This is a genomic window from Pseudomonas sp. yb_9, from assembly GCF_043103635.1.
Classification (GTDB): Bacteria; Pseudomonadota; Gammaproteobacteria; order Pseudomonadales; family Pseudomonadaceae; genus Aquipseudomonas; species Aquipseudomonas monteilii.
Window position 1 is genome coordinate 1 of record NZ_JBICKA010000040.1, and the last position, 19,412, is coordinate 19,412.

Consider the following 19,412-nt stretch of genomic DNA (forward strand, 5'->3'; position numbering starts at 1 on the left):
CCAGATCTCATGAGGCTCCTTTCTGAGCAAGTAGGGGCTCTTGCGGAGGCTTGACCACACTGGCTTTACGCAGGCGTCAGGCTGCAGCACACTGCTGCAAGTCCTGATGCCCGTTCCCCGCCACCTTCGCGGGGTACAGCCGGAGTAGAAAATGGCGCGACAACTCATAACAAACGCCCAAGACCCGCTGCACGAATCCCGCCAGGCCCGCCTGAAACTGGCCAGTGAAGGCGAGCTGCCGTTGGGCATGCTGCGCGACGAAATCGACGCCTCCTGGCGCCGCAGCCTGGGCCATGGCCTGGATTGCCTGCAAGGCGAGCAAGTCGGCCTGGGCCTGGAGCAGGGCCATGACCTGCGCATGCTGCTGGAGCGCAACCGCCTGCTGGTCGACGCCGTTACCCCCGAACTGGACTACCTGGTCGCACGCCAGGGCAAGTCGGGCATCGTCATCCTTGGCGACGCCAAGGCGAATGTGCTGGCCATCGAAGGCCAGACCCACGTGCTCGGCCGCGAGGGCCTGCGTGACCTGCACCCGGGCAGTTGCTGGAGCGAGTCGCTGCGCGGCACCAATGCCATCGGCACGGCCGTGGTGGAAGGCCGGCCAACGTTGATCAACTGCGGTGAACACTACCTCGACCGCCTCAGCCCGTTCTCCTGCACCTCCGTGCCCCTGCGTGACCCGCGTGGCGAGGTGATCGGTGTGCTGGACATCACCCGCGAAGGGGTGATGGCGCAGCCACAGGACAGCCTGACCACGCTGATGCTGGCGGCCGGCAACATCGAAAGCCGCATGTTCGGCCTGTGCCACCCCGAGCAACTGGTGCTGGCCTTCCACAGCCGCCCGCAATACCTCAACAGCGCCTGGCACGGCCTGCTGGCGCTGAGCCTGGACGGTGAGGTGCTGGCCGCCAACGACAGTGCCTGCCAGCTTTTGCAGGTGCCACGCCATGAACTGATTGGCCGGCGCAGCACTGATCTGCTCGGCGAGCGTTCACCTGCGTTTATTGCACGCCTGTGGCAGGGTGGCGTGAGCAGCGTTCAAACGGCCAAGGGCGAGTTCTACTTCCGCGCTTTGCAGTTGCCGCGCCATGGCCGGGTAAATGGTGGTACGCCAGCCAGCAAACCGACGCTCGGTAAGCAGTCTCCCGCGCTCGATGCATTGGCCGGTGGCGATCCACGCCTGGCGCGCAACCTGCGCATGGCCCGCCAAGGGCTGGGCAATGGCCTGCCGGTGCTGCTGCTGGGTGAGACCGGTACCGGCAAGGAAGTGGTCGCCCGCGCCTTGCACCAGGCCAGCCCGCGTGCCGACAAACCGTTCGTGGCCGTCAACTGCGCCGCCATCCCCGAAGGCTTGATCGAGTCAGAACTGTTTGGCTATCGCGAGGGCGCCTTCACCGGTTCCCGCCGGGGCGGCATGATCGGGCGGTTGATGCAGGCCCATGGCGGCACGCTGTTTCTCGACGAAATCGGCGACATGCCGCTGGCCTTGCAGGCGCGCCTGCTGCGAGTATTGCAGGAACGCCGGGTAGCGCCGCTGGGGGCGGGCGACGAACAGGACATTGATGTGGCCCTGATCTGCGCCACTCACCGCGACCTCAAACGCCTTGTGCAAGAGCAGAACTTCCGTGAAGACCTTTACTACCGGGTCAACGGCGTGTCGCTGCGACTGCCGGCGCTGCGCGAGCGAGATGACCTGGGCGCGATCATCCAGGGCCTGCTGGACAAGTCCGATGCCCGTGGCGTCACCCTGGACCCGGCACTCACCACTTTGCTCGAAGGCTTCGACTGGCCGGGCAACATCCGCCAGCTGGAGATGGTGGTGCGCACGGCGTTGGCCATGCGCGAGGACGGCGAGCAGGTGTTGACTCTGGACCACCTCACTGACTGCCTGCTGGACGAACTGGCCAGCGGCACGGCGCCCTCAGGCAGCCTCAAGGACAACGAACTGGAATTGATTCGCGGTGCGCTGGCGCGTCACCAGGGTAACGTGTCTGCCGCCGCCGAGGCGCTGGGCATCAGCCGGGCAACGTTGTACCGCAAGCTCAAACAGTTGCGCGGCTGACCCATGGGCCCACTGTTCGCAAGGCTGGTGGAGTCCAGCGACCCTGTACTCATGCGCCAGGCATTGGCCTGGCTGTATGGTTTCGTGCGCCCGCACCGGCGCGCCATCGGCCTGCTGCTGGGCCTGTCGCTGGGCGCCTCGCTGCTGGCGCTGGCGCAGCCCTGGCTGGTCAAGACGCTGATCGACGAGGGGCTGCTGGCCAAGGATTACCAGACCCTCTGGCACATGGCGGCGATCATGATCGGCGCAGGCCTGCTGGGCACGGTGCTGGCCGGGGTCAACCGCTACCTGCACACGCGCCTGTCGGGGCGCATCCTGTTCGCCCTGCGCGATGACCTTTACCGCCACCTGCAGCAGTTGTCGCCAACGTTCTACGGGCGGCGGCGCATGGGCGACATCCTTTCGCGGCTGGACGGCGATGTGGCGGAGATCCAGCGTTTTGCCGTGGACTCACTGTTTTCGGCGGTGTCGGCGGTGATCGGCCTGGTGGGCGCGGTGGCGCTGATGTTGATGCTGTCGTGGCAACTGTCGTTGCTGTTGGCGCTGTTGGTACCGATGGAAGTGCTGTGGCTGCGCTGGATGCGGCGCAAGGTGGAGCGCGAAGTGCGCAACCTGCGTGAGCGTTCGGCGGATGTGTCGTCGTTCCTGGTCGAGACCTTGCCGGCGATGAAGTTTATTCAGGCGTCCGGGCAGCAAGGCCGCGAGGCAGGGCGCCTGGACCAGCTTGGGCAAGGCTACATGCGCCAGTTGCTGAAAGTGCAGGTGACCGAGTTCTTCACCCAGGCCATCCCCGGCACGCTCACCTCCTGGTGCCGCGCTTGCGCGTTTCTGGTCGGCGGCTGGTGGGTGATCCAGGGCACTTGGCAGTTGGGCGCGCTGATCGCTTTTTCCACCTACATGGGCATGGCAGTAGGCCCGGTGCAGAGCCTGCTGGGCCTGTACGTGGCGGTACAGCGCATGGCCGTGAGCCTGGGGCGGGTGATGGAGCTGAAGCAGGAGGCTGTGGCCGTGCGCCCGGCGAACAACTTGAAGCCGATACCCGATGGCCCCGGTGAGCTGCGCCTTGAAGACCTGAGTTTTGCCCATGAAGGGCGCCAAGGTGCCGTACTGAGCAACGTGCAGGTGTGTGTGCCGGGTGGCCTGAAGGTGGCCATCAGCGGTGCCTCGGGGGTGGGCAAGTCGACCCTGATCGACCTGTTGCAGCGCTTCTACGACCCGGACGCCGGGCGCATCCTGCTGGATGGCACCGACCTGCGTGACCTGGACCTGGCCGCGTTGCGCCGGCGTATTGCGGTGGTCAGCCAGGACATCGTGCTGTTCCGTGGCACCCTGGCGCAGAACCTGGCCTACGGCGTACCTGAGGCCAGCCGTGCAGAGCTGGAACGGGTCGTGCGCCTGGCGCGGCTGGACAGCCTGGTCGAAAGCCTGCCTCTGGGCTTGGACGGCCTGCTGGGCGAACGTGGCCAGCAGTTGTCCGGCGGGCAGAAACAACGCATCGCCATCGCCCGGGCAGTGTTGCAGGCCCCGGCTATATTGGTACTGGACGAAGCAACGTCCGCAGTGGACGAAGCCACCGAGCGCGAAGTGATCGCGGCCATCGACCAGCTTTTCGCTGGCCGCACGCGCATCCTGATCAGCCACCGAGCTTCGACACTGGCCGATGCCGACCTGCACTTGCAACTGCATGATGGCCAGTTGCAGGTGCTGCGGCAGGAGGCAATCAAACATGGGCACTGACGTGCGTGTTGGCATCATCGACAGCGGCTGCTCGCCGGAGCATGCCAACGGTTTGCTGGCTGCCCGCCGTTTCTGGCTGGAAGACGGCCAGTTGCGTGAAGGAGAGCTGCAGCCCGACCAGCTGGGGCATGGCAGCGCGGTGCTTGCCGGCGTGCAGCGTGAGGCTGGGCCGGTGCCGCTGCTGGTGGCCCAGGTGTTCAGCGCCCAGGCCAGCACTAGCGCCTTGCAGGTGGCTGCCGCGCTGCTGTGGCTGGTGGAGGCGGGGGCTACCTTGGTCAACCTTAGCCTTGGCCTGCAGCAGGACCGCCCTGTGCTGCACCAGGCTTGCGCCGAAGCGTTGGCAGCGGGTGTGCTGTTGTGCGCATCCAGCCCGGCGCAAGGCGGGGCAGTGTTCCCGGCCAGCTACTGCGGGGTGATCCGGGTGACCGGCGATGCCCGCTGCGCGCCGGGCGAGTGGTCGTGGCTGGGTACGCGGCAGGCGGACTTTGGCGGTTACGTGGGCACGGGCGACAGGGCGGGCGCGAGCCTGGGCTGCGCGGCCTTGAGCGGAAGGATTGCAGCGTTGTTGCGCGACGAGCCGGGCATGGGTCGCCAGCAGGTTTACGACTGGCTGCGCAGCAATGCGGCGTATACCGGCCCCGAGCGACGAGGTGTTGGCCATGCCTGAACCGCGCATTGTGGTGCTGGGTGCTGGCCCGGCGGGTGCTGCCACGGCCATTGGCTTGCGGCGGCTGGGCTACTCCGTGACGATGGTGTCGGAGTGGCGCCGTTTCGCGGCAGTCGAAGGGGTTTCGCAGCGGGTGCTGGAGAGCTTGCGACATGCAGGCCTTGGCGGGGCCTTGAGCCAGGCGGCCATGCCGGCTACCCGGCAGGTGCACTGGAATGGCCAGCACCTGCAAATGAACCAGGAGTTCTTGCTGGATCGACAGCGTTTTGACCGGGCGCTGCGCGACGACCTTCAGCGTGCCGGCGTGAGTGTGGTCGAGGGCCGGGTGCGCGAGGTTGTGCACGAGGGCGGTCATCATGTGCGCCTGGACGATGGGCAGGTGCTGATGGTTGATTTCCTCGTCGAGGCCCGAGGCCGTCAGGCACCGCTGGCCCCGGATCGCCTGCGTGGGCCGGAAACGGTTAGCCTGCTTAACGTGTGGCAGGGTAGCCCGGGGGCGCCTGCGTCGGCGGTGGAAAGCCTGGAGGATGGCTGGGCGTGGATGGCGCGGTTGGAGGATGGCCGCTGTTACTGGCAAGTCACCCTTGACGCGGCCGGGCTGCCGGGCAAGGCCGGCTTGGCGGATTACTGCCTGGCGCGGCGGGCCTGCAGCGCGCTGGTTGCCGAGTTGTTTGATGCCCAGGCGCTGGTTCCGGCACAGGTGCATGCACGCAGCAGCACTGCAATTCTGGCCGGCGAATGTGTCGGGCAGGACTGGATACGGGTCGGCGATGCGGCGATGGCCGTTGATCCCCTGTCGGGCAACGGGATTTTCCAGTCACTGTCTTCGGCGTTGCAGGCGCCGGTGGTGATCAATACGTTGTTGCGCAAGCCCGAGCGCTCGGGGCTGGCGCGGCAGTTTCACCAGCAGCGGGTCGAGCAGCTGTTCTTGCGCTTTGCCCGGATCGGGCGGGATTTCTATGGGCAGGAGCAGGGGCGCGCAGGGCAGCCGTTTTGGGCTCGGCGGCAAGGTTGGCCGGATGCGCAGCCGTTGCATAGGCCTGCGGATTGGAAAACGGTGCGGGTCGAGCGGCGGCCTGTACTGCGTGATGGGTGGGTGGATGAGGCTGAGGTGGTGGTGACGGCGGATCAGCCGTTGGGGGTTTGGCATTTGCAGGGGGTGGAGTTGGCGCCTGTCGTGCAGAAGCTACAGGGCGGGCAAGCACTTGAGGCAGTGTTGCCAGGTCTTGCGGATGAACAGCAGAAGATGGTGCGGCGCTGGCTGCTGGAGCAAGGTTTTGCTTGAGATCGCCGGGGCCGCTTTGCGGCCCTATCGCAGGCAAGCCAGCTCCCACAGGTTTTGTGCAAGGCTCAGGCTCTGTGCAAGGCCCTGGTCTTGTCCAAGAGCTCAGGCTCTGAGCAAGGCTCAGGTCTTGTGCTGACCTGTGGGAGCTGGCTTGCCGGCGATAGGGCCCTTGAGTCAGAAGAAGGTCCCCACAATCAACTGCATGTAGGCCCCGGTATCCCGCCCGCCCAGTTGTGTGCCGCCATTATCCGCACTACGCTCCGGCTTGTAGAAGCCCACCAGCGGGCTGATCAGCAGGTGGTCATTGACCATCCATTCCACATACAGGTCCAGCTCCCGTCCGCCCAAGTTGCCCTGGTCGGTGTCCAGCGTGTCGAAGTCGAAGTACAGTGCGCCCACGGTCAGGTTGTCCCGTGGCTTGCCCTTCAGCGCTACGTGGTGTACCTGGCTGTTCTTGTTGAACGGCCCGGCATAGTTGGCCGCCACTTCACCCTGGAACCAGGTGCCATAGCCCCGGCTCAGGCCATAGAACAGCGGGTCGAAACCTTCGGAAAAGCGGCTGTAGCGGTAGGTCGCGGTGGGCGACCAGGGTAGCTCGGAGAACGTCCAGTTGCCCTCCAGATACCAGGCATTCTCGCGTCCACCGGTCTTGTCCTGGGTCACGTATTCGGCGGCCAGCTCCAGGTCTTTCACGCCCAGGTTACCGCGCCCGCGCAGGCTGGCGGTGTCCATGCCGTCGCGGTGCTCCAGGCCCATGATCTGCGCGTAGCGCTGGTCAACGTCCTGCCCGCGTATCCAGCTGACGCCCACGGTGCCAGCGTCGGCGACGTGTTCAAGGTTGGCTACTGCCAGCGACGTGTCGGCCTGGTAGTGGTTGTCGGACTTAAGCCACATCAGGTCACCGCGCCAGCCTTGTTTGCCGCCCAGGCGCAAGACTGCGGTGCGGTCGAAGGCCTTACGGGCGGCCAGGTAGTAGGCGCCGCCACGGTTGAAGTTGGCGCCCAGGTCGACCTTGCCCAGGTTCACCGGGTCGCCCTGGATCAGGAACCCGTCGCCCAGTGTCACCACCTGGCGGCCACCGGAAATGTCCACGCCGTCTTCACCCAGGGCCGGGAAAAGGTTGGCCGAGCGCCAGCCCAGGTACAGGTCTTCGATGGCGGTGCGGCGTTCGTCGCCGAGGGTCAGGCCGGCGGCATCGCCGTCGCCCCAGGTGGCGGAGCTGAGCAGGTTGAACGCGCCGTAGAGTGCGCCGGCATCGGGCAGGGCCTGGCTGCCGCTGAGGCCGTATTTGATGTAGCCCTCCTGCCAGGCGGTGCTGCCGGGCTGGCGGTTGCCGGCCTGGTTGAAGCTTTCGTCGCTGTGGAAGACGCCAAACAGGGCTTCAAGGTCGGCGTTGAGGGTGGTGCCGTTGTGGTTGTACAGCTCGTGGGCTTGGCTGGCGGGTGCGGTTAACAGCAGGGCCAAAGTGCAGGCGAGTGTGTGCCTCATGGGTGTGCTCCAGGGTTTTTTATTGTTGTTTTTGTGTTGCCTGGGCCGGCCACTTCGCGGGCAAGCCCGCTCCCACAGAGTCCCCACAGATTTCAGGCTTGTGGTTATCCTGTGGGAGCTGGCTTGCCGGCGATAGGGTCGGTACAGGCAAAAGGTCAGAGCTTGATCAACACCGATTTGAGTTCGGTGTAATGCTCGATGGCAGCGGCCCCCATCTCACGGCCAACGCCAGACATCTTGTACCCCCCAAACGGCAACGCCGGGTCCAGCGCACTGTGGCAGTTGACCCAGACTGACCCCGACTTGATACGCGGGATCATCCGGTGCACCGCTGCCAGGTCGTTGGACCAGATGCTCGCGCCCAGGCCGTAGGGGTTGTCGTTGGCCATGCCGATCACTTCGTCGATATCATCGAACGGCATCGCCACCAGCACCGGCCCGAAGATTTCTTCCTGCACCAGGCGGTGGCGCTGGTCGACATCGACAATCACCGTCGGCTTGACGAAGTAGCCTGGGCCAAAGCTTTCGCCACCGCAGGCGATGGTCGCGCCCAATTCGCGACCCAGCTCGATGTAGCCGGTGACGCGGTCCTGCTGTTTGGCTGAAATCAGCGGCCCCATTTGCACGGCCGGGTCCAGGCCGCTGCCCAGTTTCATGCCATTGGCGATGCCGGCGATGTCGGCCACCACGTTGTCGAAGTGCTTGCGGTGTACATACAGGCGCGAGCCGGCGCAGCACACCTGGCCCTGGTTGAAGAAGATCGCCGTGGCCGCACCCGCAGCCGCTTCCTGCAGGTTGGCGTCGGGCATGACGATGGTTGGCGATTTGCCGCCGAGCTCCAGGGTGACGCGGGTCATGTTGTCCATGGCCGCCTTGCCGATCAGCTTGCCGACTTCGGTAGAGCCGGTGAAGGTCAGCTTGTCCACGCCGGGGTGGCGGCTGAGCGCGGCACCGGCATTAAGGCCGGTACCGGTGATCACGTTGAACACGCCCGCCGGGTAACCGGCTTCATCGACCAGTTCAGCCAGTTTGAGCACGCTCAACGGGGTTTCATCTGCAGGTTTGAGCACCACGGTGCAGCCGGTGGCCAGGGCCGGACCGAGCTTCCAGCAAGCCAGCAGCAGCGGGAAGTTCCAGGCGACGATGGCGCCTACCACGCCGACGGCCTCACGGCGCACGAAGCCGTGGAACTGGTCGTTGGGCATCAACGGCATGGAGGCGTCGACGGTGCTACCCTCGATCTTGGTGGCCCAGCCGGCCATGTAGCGCAAAAAGTCGATGGCCAACTGCACGTCCATCACCTGAGCCACGGCGGCGCTCTTGCCGTTGTTCAGGCACTCCAGCTCGGCCAGCTGGCGGGCGTCGCGCTCCATCAGGTCGGCCAGACGCCACAGCAGGTTTTGCCGTTCACGCGGGCGCAGGCGGCTCCACGGCGAGCCGTCGAAGGCCTGGCGTGCAGCGCGCACGGCGCGGTCAACGTCTTCGGCCTCGGCGGCGGGCACTTCACCCAGCACTTCGCCAGTGGCCGGATTACGGAACGACAGGGTGCGACCGCTGGCGGCGTCCTGCCAGTCGGCGCCGATGCGCATCTTCAGCTTGCGTTCGAGAAAGGCGCGGGTGGCGGGCAGGATGGGCAGTTCGGAAAGCATGGGGCTGTGCCTCTTGTCATTGGGTGTGACGGGCTCAGGCGCAATGGCCGTGCCAAGGTGGGCAAATGGCCGCAAAGTGTTGAAGGCGTTGGGTTTTGCCAGGGTGCAAGGTTGTGATTGCAGGCGTGCGCTGTTGCACATTGAGACGGCGTGAGACGGTAGTGAAACAGAAGCTGTGTCGGCCTCTTCGCGGGCAAGCCCGCGACGGCCTGCACGGCAGGCCCCTGTCTCAGGATGAAACACCCTGTCGCGAAATGGCACGCTGCAATTGGCCATCCCTGCGGGCATTGAAACCAGGAAAACGGCCTAAAAGCCTGAAAGAAAACGTTTTTACGACACCTGGCACAGTTCCTGTATCACAACCGTCACATGCACACCTGCTGTACCAAAGCGTGCGAAAAACGATAAGAACAACAACCGTGGAGGTCTGACCTTGAAGACGACTCGACTCCGGCGGCATGCGGGCAAACTGGCGCTGGTCGCCGCCGCGCTGCTGAGCACCCAGGCCATGGCGGCCGAGCAGGGCCCGAGCCTGTTGCAGAACAAGTGCATGGGGTGCCATATCCCCGAAGGCAACGATACCTACAGCCGCATCAGCCACCAGCGTAAAACGCCGGAAGGCTGGCTGATGAGTATCGCCCGCATGCAGGTAATGCACGGCCTGCAGATCAGCGACGACGACCGTCGCACGCTGGTCAAGTACCTGGCCGACAAGCAGGGCCTGGCGCCCAGCGAAACCGAGGGTGTGCGCTACGCCATGGAACGCCGGCTGAACACCGTCGAGCACTTCGATACCCAACTCAGCGAAACCTGTGGCCGTTGCCACTCCGGTGCCCGCGTCGCCTTGCAGCGCCGCCCGGCAAAGGAATGGGAGCACCTGGTCAACTTCCACCTCGGCCAATGGCCGTCCCTCGAATACCAGGCCCAGGCGCGTGACCGCGACTGGCTGCCGATTGCCCTGCAACAGGTGGTGCCGGAACTTGCCAAGCGTTATCCGCTGGACAACCCGGCCTGGGCCGAGTGGCAGAAGGCCAAGCCGAATGCCGATGTGCTGCCGGGGCAATGGGCCTTCAGCGGGCACATGCTGGCCAAGGGCGATGTGCGCGGGGTGATGAGCGTTACGGCTGACCAGGGCGACACCTTCAAGGTGGAGGTCAAGGGCGCTTATGCCGATGGCACGCCGTTCAACGGCAGTGGCACGGCAATCCTGTACAACGGCTATGAGTGGCGCGGCAACGTCAAGGTGGGCGACGCCAACCTGCGTCAGGTGTTCGCGGCACTGGATGGCGAAATGAAAGGCCGCATGTTCGAGGCCGAGCACGATGAACGTGGCCTGGAGTTCACTGCGGTGAAGGAAGGCAAGGCACGCCTGCTTGCCGTACAGCCGGCGTTCATCAAGGCAGGCGGCGAAAGCGAGATCACCTTGGTAGGCAGCGGCCTGGACGGCAAGCCCGACCTGGGCGCCGGGGTGGAAGTGACCGAAGTGTTGGAGCAAACCCCCACCCTGGTGCGAGTCAAGGCCCGCGCAGCCGCCGATGCCAAGCCTGGCCAGCGCGAGGTTGCAGTGGGCGCGCTCAAAGGTGCAAACCTGGCGGTATACGACAAGGTCGAGGAAGTGAAGGTCGTGCCGGCATTCTCCATTGCCCGCATTGGCGAGAACGGTGCTTCGGTACCGAAAGTGCAGGGCCGTTTCGAAGCCGAGGCCTGGGGTAAAGACGCCAGCGGCCAGCCACTGCGCATCGGCTACCTGCCAGCCACCTGGAAAGTCGAGCCGTTCAACGAACGTGCGGTCGAGGATGAGGACGTCAAGTTCGCCGGCAAGATGCAGGCCGATGGCGTGTTCGTGCCCGGCGGTGCCGGCCCCAACCCTGAGCGCAAGATGATGACCAACAACGCTGGCAACCTGAAGGTCATCGCCACCCTGGCCGACGGTGGCCAGACTGGCGAAGGGCACATGATCGTCACCGTTCAGCGCTGGAACAACCCGCCGCTGCCGTAACGGCAGGGCGCAACGGTTTTCCAACGGATCGATTATCGGGAGGTCGCCATGGGCGCACTACTGAACCTGGTCGAACGCAACCTGCATGAAGTGCAGGTTGATGCCGACCGCATGCTGTTCCATATACCCAGCAGTTCGCTGTTTGCCACAGATGCCGTGACCGGCAGCATCATCGACGCCTTGCGCCAGCAAGGTTGTTCGGCCGAGGAGCTGATGCAGCGCCTGGGCCAGCAGTTTGCCGGCGACGATATCCAGGACACCCTGCGCGAGCTGATCGCGCTGGAGCTGGTCAGCGACGGCTCGCCGCTTACCCCGGAAATCGCCCTCAGGCAGGTCGAGCGCACCGCGCTGAATACCGTGGTGCTGAACGTCAACACCGGCTGCAACCTCAGTTGCACCTATTGCTACAAGGAAGACCTGGACAAACCGTCCGCCGGCAAGAAGATGAGCACCGCCACCGCCGAAGCCTCGGTGGAGATGCTGCTCAAGGAATCGCCCAACGAGGAGCGCTACAGCGTGGTGTTCTTCGGTGGCGAGCCCTTGTCCAACCGGCCGTTGATCGAGCATATGGTGGCTTACTGCGAGCGGCGTTTCGCCGAGGCGGGCAAGGCGGTGGAGTTCATCATGACCACCAACGCCACGTTGTTGACCGAAGAGATCATCGACTGGCTCAATGCCCACCGCTTCGGCTTGTCGATCAGTATCGACGGCCCCAAGACCGTGCACGACCGCAACCGCATCACCGTGGGCGGGCAGGGCACCTATGACGTGGTGCGGCGCAAGGCCGACCTGTTGCTGTCGCGCTACACCAGCCGCCCGGTGGGCGCGCGGGTCACGCTGACCCGTGGCATCACCGACGTCGAGACCATCTGGAACCACCTGTTCAACGAAATGGGCTTCGCCGAAGTCGGCTTTGCCCCGGTCACCTCGGGCGACATGGCCGACTTCAACCTCACTGGCGAAGAGCTGGTGCAAGTGTTCGCCAATATGAAAGCGCTGGGCCGCAAGTACCTGGAGGCCGCGCTGGAACACCGCAACATCGGGTTCTCCAACCTCCACCAGCTGATTACCGACATCCACGAAGGCCACAAGAAGGCGCTGCCGTGCGGTGCCGGGCTGAAGATGCTGGCGGTGGACCACGAAGGCGAGCTGAACCTGTGCCACCGCTTCACCGGCTCCAGCCTGCCGACCTTCGGCAACGTGCACCAGGGCGTGAAGCAGGCGCAGCTCAACGACTTCCTGTCGCAGCGCCTGGACCGCAGCAACACCGGCTGCGAGAGCTGCCGTATCCGCAACCTGTGCTCTGGCGGCTGCTACCACGAAAGCTATGCGCGCTACGGCGACCCGCAGCACCCGACGTATCACTACTGCGAACTGATGCGCGACTGGGTCGACTTCGGCATTGAAGTCTACAGCCGCATCATGGCCGCCAACCCGGCCTTCATCGATCGCTACATCACCCCGCGGAAGGCGCACTGACATGAAGCACTTGAAGCCCCTGAACAACAAGGCGCGTATCCTCGAACAGGCCGCTGCCGAAGACCGCGTCGAAGAAGTCATGGCCATGAGTGCAGTGGCCGGCTGTACGGCCACCACCGACCCGGGTTGGGAAGTGGACGCCTTTGGTGGCGTGAGCTCGCTGTGCCAGCCGATGGAAGCCGACCTGTATGGCTGCTCCGACCCTTGCTGGTGGCCGGCCCAGGTGCCGGACATGATGAGCACCTATCAGGACTGGAACGCCCAGGCCACCAACTCGGCGGATGACTGGCGCAACCTCGGCACTGTGTTCCCGAAAGACAAGTGACCGGCCCAACAAGAATGACAAGGGGAAACCGCATGAAAGCTGGACGCTGCGCGCCACTCGCGCTCACCATCGCCGCCATGGCGTGTACCGGCCTGGCACAGGCCGACGATACCGCGCCGGCACTGAAGGCTGGCCACGAATACATGATCGTGACCAACTACCCGAACAACCTGCATGTGGTCGATGTGGCCACTGATACGGTGTACAAGAGCTGCGTCATGCCCGACAAGTTCGGCCCCGGCACCGCAATGATGGCGCCGGACAACCGCACCGCCTACGTGTTGAACAACCACTACGGCGACATCTACGGCATCGACCTGGACACCTGCAAGAACACCTTCCACGCCAACCTGTCCAGTGTGGCGGGGGAAGTGGGCCGGTCGATGTACTCGTTCGCCATCAGCCCCGACGGCAAGGAAGTGTACGCCACGGTCAACCCGACCCAGATGCTGAACGACCACTACGTGGTCAAGCCGCCACGGCTGGAAGTGTTCAACACTGCCGATGGCTTGCAGGCCAAGCCAGTGCGTACCTTCCCGATGCCGCGTCAGGTTTACCTCATGCGCACCGCCGACGATGGCACCTTGTATTTTGCCGGGCCGGACATCTACAAGATGGACGTGAAGACCGGCAGGCATTCGGTGGCCTTGCCGCTGCGCAACTGGAACCGCAAAGGCTACAGCGCCCCGGACGTGCTGTACTTCTGGCCGCACCAGAACCCGCGCCACGAGTTCTCGATGCTGTACACCATTGCCAAGTTCAAGGACGCCAAGCAGGACCCGAACGAGGCCGAGCTGTTGTACGGCTACCTGAGCGTCGACCTGAAGACCGGCAAGACCCACACCCAGGAGTTTGCCGACCTGACCGAGTTGTATTTCACCGGCTTGCGTTCGCCCAAGGACCCGAACCAGATCTACGGCGTGCTCAACCGCCTGGCCAAGTACGACATCAAGCAGCGCAAGCTGATCAAGGCGGCTAATCTGGAGCACACCTATTACTGCGTCACGTTCGACAAGAAGGGCGACAAGCTGTACCTGGGCGGCACCTTCAACGACCTGGCGGTGTTCAACCCGGAGACGCTGGAGAAGGTGAAGAACATCAAGTTACCGGGTGGTGACATGTCGACCACGACGCCTCAGGTGTTCATCCGTTAAACCGGAGTTGCCTTCTTCGCGGGCTTGCCCGCGAAGAGGCCAGTACAAACACTATAAAAACAACAAGAGAACACCCATGCCCCAGCCAAGCTACTCCAAGGGTAACCAGGACAAAGCCCTGCTCAGCCAGTGCATCGGTGATGCCTTCGACACCACCGTCGCCCGCTTCCCCGATCGCGAAGCTTTAGTAGTCCGCCACCAAGCCTTGCGCTACACCTGGCGCCAACTGGCCGCTGCAGTCGACCAGCACGCCCGAGCCCTGATGGCCTTGGGCGTGCAACCCGGCGACCGCCTGGGCATCTGGGCACCCAACTGCGCCGAGTGGTGCATCACCCAGTTCGCCAGTGCCAAGGTCGGCGCGATCCTGGTCAATATCAACCCGGCCTACCGCTCCAGCGAGCTGGACTACGCCCTCGGCCAGTCCGGCTGCCGTTGGGTGATCTGCGCCGACGCGTTCAAGACCTCCGATTACCACGCCATGCTGCTGGGCCTGGTGCCGGGCCTGGGCACAGGCCAGCCGGGGGCGCTGATCTGCGAGCGCTTCCCGGAGCTGCGCGGCGTGGTCAGCCTGGCCACCGCACCACCACCAGGCTTTCTGGCCTGGCATGAATTGCAGGCCCGTGCCGATGCAATCAGCCGTGAGGCCCTGGCCGAGCGCCAGGCGCAACTGCACTGCGACGACCCAATCAACATCCAGTACACCTCGGGTACCACCGGGTTCCCCAAGGGCGCGACCCTCAGCCACAGCAACATCCTCAACAACGGGTACATGGTTGGCGAAAGCCTGGGCCTGACCGAGCACGACCGGCTGGTGGTGCCGGTGCCGCTTTACCACTGCTTCGGCATGGTCATGGCCAACCTTGGTTGCATGACCCACGGCAGCACCCTGATCTACCCCAACGATGCCTTCGACCCACTGGCCACGCTACGCGCTGTGGCAGAGGAAAAGGCGACCGCGCTGTATGGCGTGCCGACCATGTTCATCGCCGAACTGGACCACCCACAACGCGCGGAATTCGACCTGTCGAGCCTGCGCACCGGGATCATGGCCGGTGCCACCTGCCCGATCGAAGTGATGCGCCGGGTGATCGGCGAAATGCACATGGCCGAGGTGCAGATTGCCTACGGCATGACCGAGACCAGCCCGGTGTCATTGCAGACCGGGCCGGACGATGACCTGGAGCGCCGTGTGACCAGTGTCGGCCGCACCCAGCCACGGCTGGAGAACAAGGTGGTCGACGTTGACGGCAACACCGTTCCGCGTGGCGAGATAGGCGAGCTGTGTACCCGTGGCTACAGCGTGATGCTCGGTTACTGGAACAACCCCAAGGCCACCGCAGAAAGCATTGATGGTGAAGGCTGGATGCACACTGGCGACTTGGCGGTGATGGACGAGCAGGGCTATGTGCGCATTGTCGGGCGCAGCAAGGACATGATCATTCGTGGCGGCGAAAACATCTACCCGCGTGAGCTGGAAGAGTTCTTCTTCACCCACCCGGCGGTGGCCGATGTGCAGGTGATTGGCGTGCCATGCAGCAAGTATGGCGAAGAGATCGTGGCCTGGGTGCGGCTGCACCCGGGGCATACCGCCAGTGAGGATGAACTGCGTGAGTGGGCGAGGGTGCGGATTGCGCACTTCAAGGTGCCCCGGTATTTCCGCTTTGTCGACGAGTTTCCGATGACGGTGACGGGCAAGGTGCAGAAGTTCAGGATGCGTGAGATCAGTGTCGAGGAGTTGTCGGCCGGATGACTTACTGCCTGTTCCGGCCTGTTCGCGGGCTCGAACAGGCGGTAGATGACTTCAGCCTTGTAGCAACTCCGGACTGTTGAAATTGCTTAGCCGGGGATCACTGTCGGGACATTCCAACCCCTGAATCACATCGCGCAGCAAGGCCTTCTGCAAACTCCGCTCACCCGCTGCCCATGCCTGCTCCAGCAACGGCAGCACCCGCCGTGGCAGCACGCTGAACATCGGCTGCCAATACCCCCCTTGGCGCACCATCGCCGCACTGTCACTCGCCACCGCCAACCGCAGCAAATCCTCGATCAACACCCGGTCAACCTGCGGCGCATCGCACGCCAGCAGCACCACCCACTCATGCCGCGCCACCTTGAGCCCGGCAATCACCCCCGCCAACGGCCCCGGGAAGCCCGCCTCGGCATCGCCCACCAACTGGTCGGCATACGCCCGGTAGACCTCCTGATTGCGGTTGCAGGAAATCACCAGATCATCGCTTAATGGCCGCACCACCCGCTGCACATGCGCCACCAGCGGTTCGCCCTTCCATTCGATCAGCCCCTTGTCACGGCCGCCCATACGCTGGCCACGGCCGCCGGCAAGGATGAGGGTGGAGCAGGGGGGGATTGCATCAGGCATGAAAAAGGGCTCCGGGCAGTCATTGCCGGGAACCCTCCCATTTCACGCGGGGCTTGTCCAGTCAGCTTTCGCTGCCAACCGGTTGCGTGTCGGCGTTACGCGCCTGACGACGCCCAGCCAGCCGCATCACCACCACAAAGAACACCGGCACAAACACCACCGCCAAGGTGGCGCTGAGCATGCCGCCGATCACCCCGGTACCGATGGCCTGCTGGCTGGCCGAGCTGGCGCCGCTGGCGATGGCCAGCGGTACCACGCCGAGGATGAATGCCAGCGAGGTCATCACGATGGGGCGCAGGCGCAGGCGGGCGGCCTGCACCGCAGCGTCGACGGCATCCACGCCCTGGTCGACCAGGTGCTTGGCGAACTCGATGATCAGGATGGCGTTTTTCGCCGACAGACCGATCAGGGTAATCAGTCCAACCTTGAAGAACACGTCATTGGGCATGCCGCGCAGGGTCACGGCCAGCACCGCACCCAGTACGCCGAGGGGCACCACCAGCAGCACGGCGGTGGGAATCGACCAGCTTTCGTACAGCGCTGCCAGGCACAGGAATACCACCAGCAACGACAGCGCCATCAGCATCGGTGCTTGGCTGCCGGACAAGCGCTCCTGCAGCGACAGCCCCGTCCATTCCAGGCCGGCGCCAGGCGGCAACTGGGCGACCAGGCGCTCGACTTCCGCCATCGCCTCGCCCGAGCTGTAGCCTGCTGCCGGTTCGCCGGAAATCGACACCGCCGGGTAGCCGTTGTAACGGGTCAGCTGCACCGGCCCGCTGACCCACTTGGCCTGGACGAACGCGCCCAGTGGCACCATCTTGCCGCTGTTATTGCGCACGTGGATTTTCAGCAAGTCTTCGACCTGGCTACGCTGGTCGCCTTCGGCCTGCACCACCACCCGCTGCATGCGGCCCTGGTTGGGGAAGTCGTTGACATAGCTGGAGCCCACCGCCACGTCCAGCACCGAGCCGATATCGGCAAACGAAACGCCCAGGGCATTGGCCTGGCGGCGGTCGATTTCCAGTTGCACCTGCGGGCTTTCGGCCAGCGATGCTTCACGCACGTTGGTCAATACCTTGCTTTTGCCGGCATTGGCCAGCAGCGTGTCGCGGGCAGCCATCAACGCGGCGTGCCCCATGCCGCCACGGTCCTGCAGGCGAAATTCGAAGCCGGTGGACTCGCCCAGGCCGTCGATAGGCGGCGGCAGCACGGCATAGGCCACAGCGTCCTTGAGCTGGGTGAAGGCCATGGTCGCGCGGTCGGCAATCGATTGGGCGCTGTCGTCGGCACCACGCTCGGACCAGTCCTTGAGCGTGGTGAATGCCAGTGCTGCGTTCTGCCCGCTACCCGAGAAGCTGAAACCCAGGATCAGCGTGGTGTTGCCTACGCCCGCTTCCTCGGCGTTATGCGCCTCGATCTGCGCGGCCACCTGTTCGGTGCGCATGCGGCTGGCGCCGGGTGGCAGCTGAATGTCGGTAATGGTGTAGCCCTGGTCTTCGGTGGGCAGGAACGCTGTGGGCAACTGGCTGAAACCGTAGCCCAGCACCGCCAGCAGCACCGCGTACACCAGCAGGTAGCGGCCGCTGCGCTTGAGCGCCTGCATCACCCAGCGTTGGTAGCCATTGCTCAGGCTTTCGAAGCGGCGGTTGAACCAGCCGAAGAAGCCTTTGCGCTCATGGAGCTCACCCTTGGCGACCGGTTTGAGCAAGGTGGCGCACAGCGCCGGGGTCAGGCTGAGGGCCAGGAATGCCGAGAACAGGATCGACACCGCCATCGACACCGAGAACTGCTGGTAGATCACCCCCACCGAACCTTGCATGAAAGCCATGGGCAGGAACACCGCCACCAGCACCAGGGTGATGCCGACGATCGCGCCGCTGATCTGGCCCATGGCCTTGCGCGTGGCCTCTTTGGGCGGCAGGCCTTCTTCGGCCATGATGCGTTCGACGTTTTCCACCACCACGATGGCGTCGTCGACCAGGATGCCGATGGCCAGCACCATGCCGAACAGGGTCAGCACGTTGACGGAGAAGCCCATGGCCAGCATGACCGCGAAGGTGCCCATAAGCGCCACCGGCACTACCAGTGTGGGGATCAACGTATAGCGCAGGTTCTGCAGGAACAGGAACATCACTGCGAACACCAGCAGCATGGCTTCGAAAAGGGTGTTGATGACCTGCTCGATCGACACCTTGACGAACGGTGAGGTGTCGTAGGGGATGTCGTACCTGACGCCTTCCGGGAAGTAGCGCGCCAGGTCCTGCATTTTCGCCCGCACCAGGGTGGCGGTTTCCATGGCGTTGGCCCCCGGCGACAGCTGCACGCTGAACGCGGTGGCCGGCTTGCCGTTCAGGCGGGTGCCGTACTGGTATTCCTGGGCGCCGATCTCGACCCGGGCGACGTCACCGACAGTGACCGTGGAACCGTCCGGGTTGGCGCGCAGGACGATGGCGTTGAACTCCTCCGGTGTGCTGAGCTGGCCTTTGACCACCACGTTGGCGGTAATTTCCTGGGTGTCACGGGTGGGCAGGTCGCCAATGCTGCCGGGCGCGACCTGGGCGTTCTGCGCGGCGATGGCCTCGGCCACGTCGTTGGGCGTGAGGTTGAAGCCGATCAGCTTGCGCGGGTCGATCCAGATGCGCATGGCGCGTTCCGAACCGTACAGCTGGGCTTTACCGACGCCCTTGAGGCGGCGGATTTCGTCCATCACGTTGCGCGCGAGAATGTCCGACAGCGCGGTTTCGTCGAGTTTGCCATCTTCGGAGGTGAGGGTGGCCAGCAGCAGGAAACCGGTAGACACCTTTTCTACCTGCAGACCCTGCTGGGTGACCGGGCGCGGCAGGCGCGACTCGACCACCTTCAGGCGGTTCTGCACGTCAACCTGGGCCAGGTCCGGGTTCGTGCCCGGGGCGAAGGTGGCGGTGATGGTGGCGCTGCCCAGGCTGCTTTGCGACTCGAAGTACAGCAGGTTGTCGGCGCCGTTGAGCTCCTGCTCGATCAGGCTGACCACGCTTTCGTCCATGGTCGCGGCGGAGGCGCCTGGGTACACGGCGTAGATTTCCACCTGCGGCGGGGCCACGTTCGGGTACTGGGCTACCGGCAGCTGCGGGATGGCCAGCGCGCCGGCCAACAGGATGAACAGTGCGACCACCCAGGCGAACACCGGGCGGTCGATGAAGAATTGCGGCAT

The 19,412-nt window shown here is 64.5% G+C and carries 13 protein-coding genes; 9 read left to right on the forward strand and 4 right to left on the reverse strand.

Annotated elements, in window-relative coordinates:
• Positions 1–151: 151 nt before the first annotated feature.
• The 4 genes from ACF8MI_RS09505 to ACF8MI_RS09520 are packed head-to-tail and all read left to right on the forward strand — an operon-like array spanning position 152 to position 5,751.
• Positions 152–2,062, forward strand: a complete 1,911-nt coding sequence (locus ACF8MI_RS09505; protein WP_156866902.1) for a sigma-54-dependent Fis family transcriptional regulator — start codon at positions 152–154, stop codon at positions 2,060–2,062.
• Positions 2,063–2,065: 3 nt separating this feature from the next.
• Complete coding sequence (locus ACF8MI_RS09510; RefSeq protein ID WP_104834652.1) at positions 2,066–3,799, forward strand: ABC transporter ATP-binding protein; 1,734 nt, start codon at positions 2,066–2,068, stop codon at positions 3,797–3,799.
• The gene (locus tag ACF8MI_RS09515) at positions 3,789–4,466 is read left to right on the forward strand and encodes a peptidase S8 and S53 subtilisin kexin sedolisin (protein ID WP_104834653.1); all 678 of its coding nucleotides are present in this window, start codon (positions 3,789–3,791) and stop codon (positions 4,464–4,466) included. Before ACF8MI_RS09510 ends, ACF8MI_RS09515 begins: the two co-directional genes overlap by 11 nt.
• Positions 4,459–5,751, forward strand: a complete 1,293-nt coding sequence (locus ACF8MI_RS09520) for an NAD(P)/FAD-dependent oxidoreductase (RefSeq protein ID WP_200929391.1) — start codon at positions 4,459–4,461, stop codon at positions 5,749–5,751. The genes ACF8MI_RS09515 and ACF8MI_RS09520 overlap by 8 nt, the downstream gene beginning before the upstream one ends.
• A 174-nt stretch (positions 5,752–5,925) precedes the next feature.
• On the opposite strand, the gene ACF8MI_RS09525 is transcribed toward ACF8MI_RS09520, so the two are convergent.
• Both ACF8MI_RS09525 and ACF8MI_RS09530 read right to left on the reverse strand, forming a co-directional pair.
• Positions 5,926–7,239 (reverse strand): hypothetical protein, encoded by a 1,314-nt coding sequence (locus tag ACF8MI_RS09525; RefSeq protein ID WP_104834655.1) that lies wholly within the window; start codon positions 7,237–7,239, stop codon positions 5,926–5,928.
• A 155-nt stretch (positions 7,240–7,394) separates the two neighbouring features.
• Positions 7,395–8,888, reverse strand: coding sequence for an aldehyde dehydrogenase (locus ACF8MI_RS09530; protein WP_060500964.1), 1,494 nt, complete (start codon positions 8,886–8,888; stop codon positions 7,395–7,397).
• Between the two features lie 433 nt (positions 8,889–9,321).
• On the opposite strand from ACF8MI_RS09530, the gene peaA reads away from it, so the two are divergent.
• The 5 genes from peaA to ACF8MI_RS09555 all read left to right on the forward strand — a co-directional run bounded on the left by peaA (position 9,322) and on the right by ACF8MI_RS09555 (position 15,595).
• Positions 9,322–10,887, forward strand: coding sequence for a quinohemoprotein amine dehydrogenase subunit alpha (peaA, locus tag ACF8MI_RS09535; protein ID WP_200929390.1), 1,566 nt, complete (start codon positions 9,322–9,324; stop codon positions 10,885–10,887).
• 48 nt (positions 10,888–10,935) lie between these two features.
• A complete protein-coding gene (peaB, locus tag ACF8MI_RS09540) occupies positions 10,936–12,366 on the forward strand; it encodes a quinohemoprotein amine dehydrogenase maturation protein (RefSeq protein WP_104834658.1) in 1,431 nt (476 codons plus the stop codon).
• Between the two features lies 1 nt (position 12,367).
• A complete protein-coding gene (qhpC, locus tag ACF8MI_RS09545; protein WP_012272119.1) occupies positions 12,368–12,691 on the forward strand; it encodes a quinohemoprotein amine dehydrogenase subunit gamma in 324 nt (107 codons plus the stop codon).
• Positions 12,692–12,723: 32 nt separating this feature from the next.
• Positions 12,724–13,845 carry a quinohemoprotein amine dehydrogenase subunit beta gene (gene peaD / locus ACF8MI_RS09550; RefSeq protein ID WP_060500959.1) on the forward strand — a complete coding sequence of 374 codons (1,122 nt, stop codon included), beginning with the start codon at positions 12,724–12,726 and terminating at the stop codon, positions 13,843–13,845.
• 76 nt (positions 13,846–13,921) lie between these two features.
• Positions 13,922–15,595 (forward strand): fatty acid CoA ligase family protein, encoded by a 1,674-nt coding sequence (locus tag ACF8MI_RS09555; RefSeq protein ID WP_060500957.1) that lies wholly within the window; start codon positions 13,922–13,924, stop codon positions 15,593–15,595.
• Between the two features lie 51 nt (positions 15,596–15,646).
• On the opposite strand, the gene mobA is transcribed toward ACF8MI_RS09555, so the two are convergent.
• Positions 15,647–16,222, reverse strand: a complete 576-nt coding sequence (gene mobA, locus ACF8MI_RS09560; protein WP_200929389.1) for a molybdenum cofactor guanylyltransferase MobA — start codon at positions 16,220–16,222, stop codon at positions 15,647–15,649.
• Positions 16,223–16,283: 61 nt separating this feature from the next.
• Positions 16,284–19,412 carry an efflux RND transporter permease subunit gene (locus ACF8MI_RS09565; RefSeq protein ID WP_060500952.1) on the reverse strand — a complete coding sequence of 1,043 codons (3,129 nt, stop codon included), beginning with the start codon at positions 19,410–19,412 and terminating at the stop codon, positions 16,284–16,286.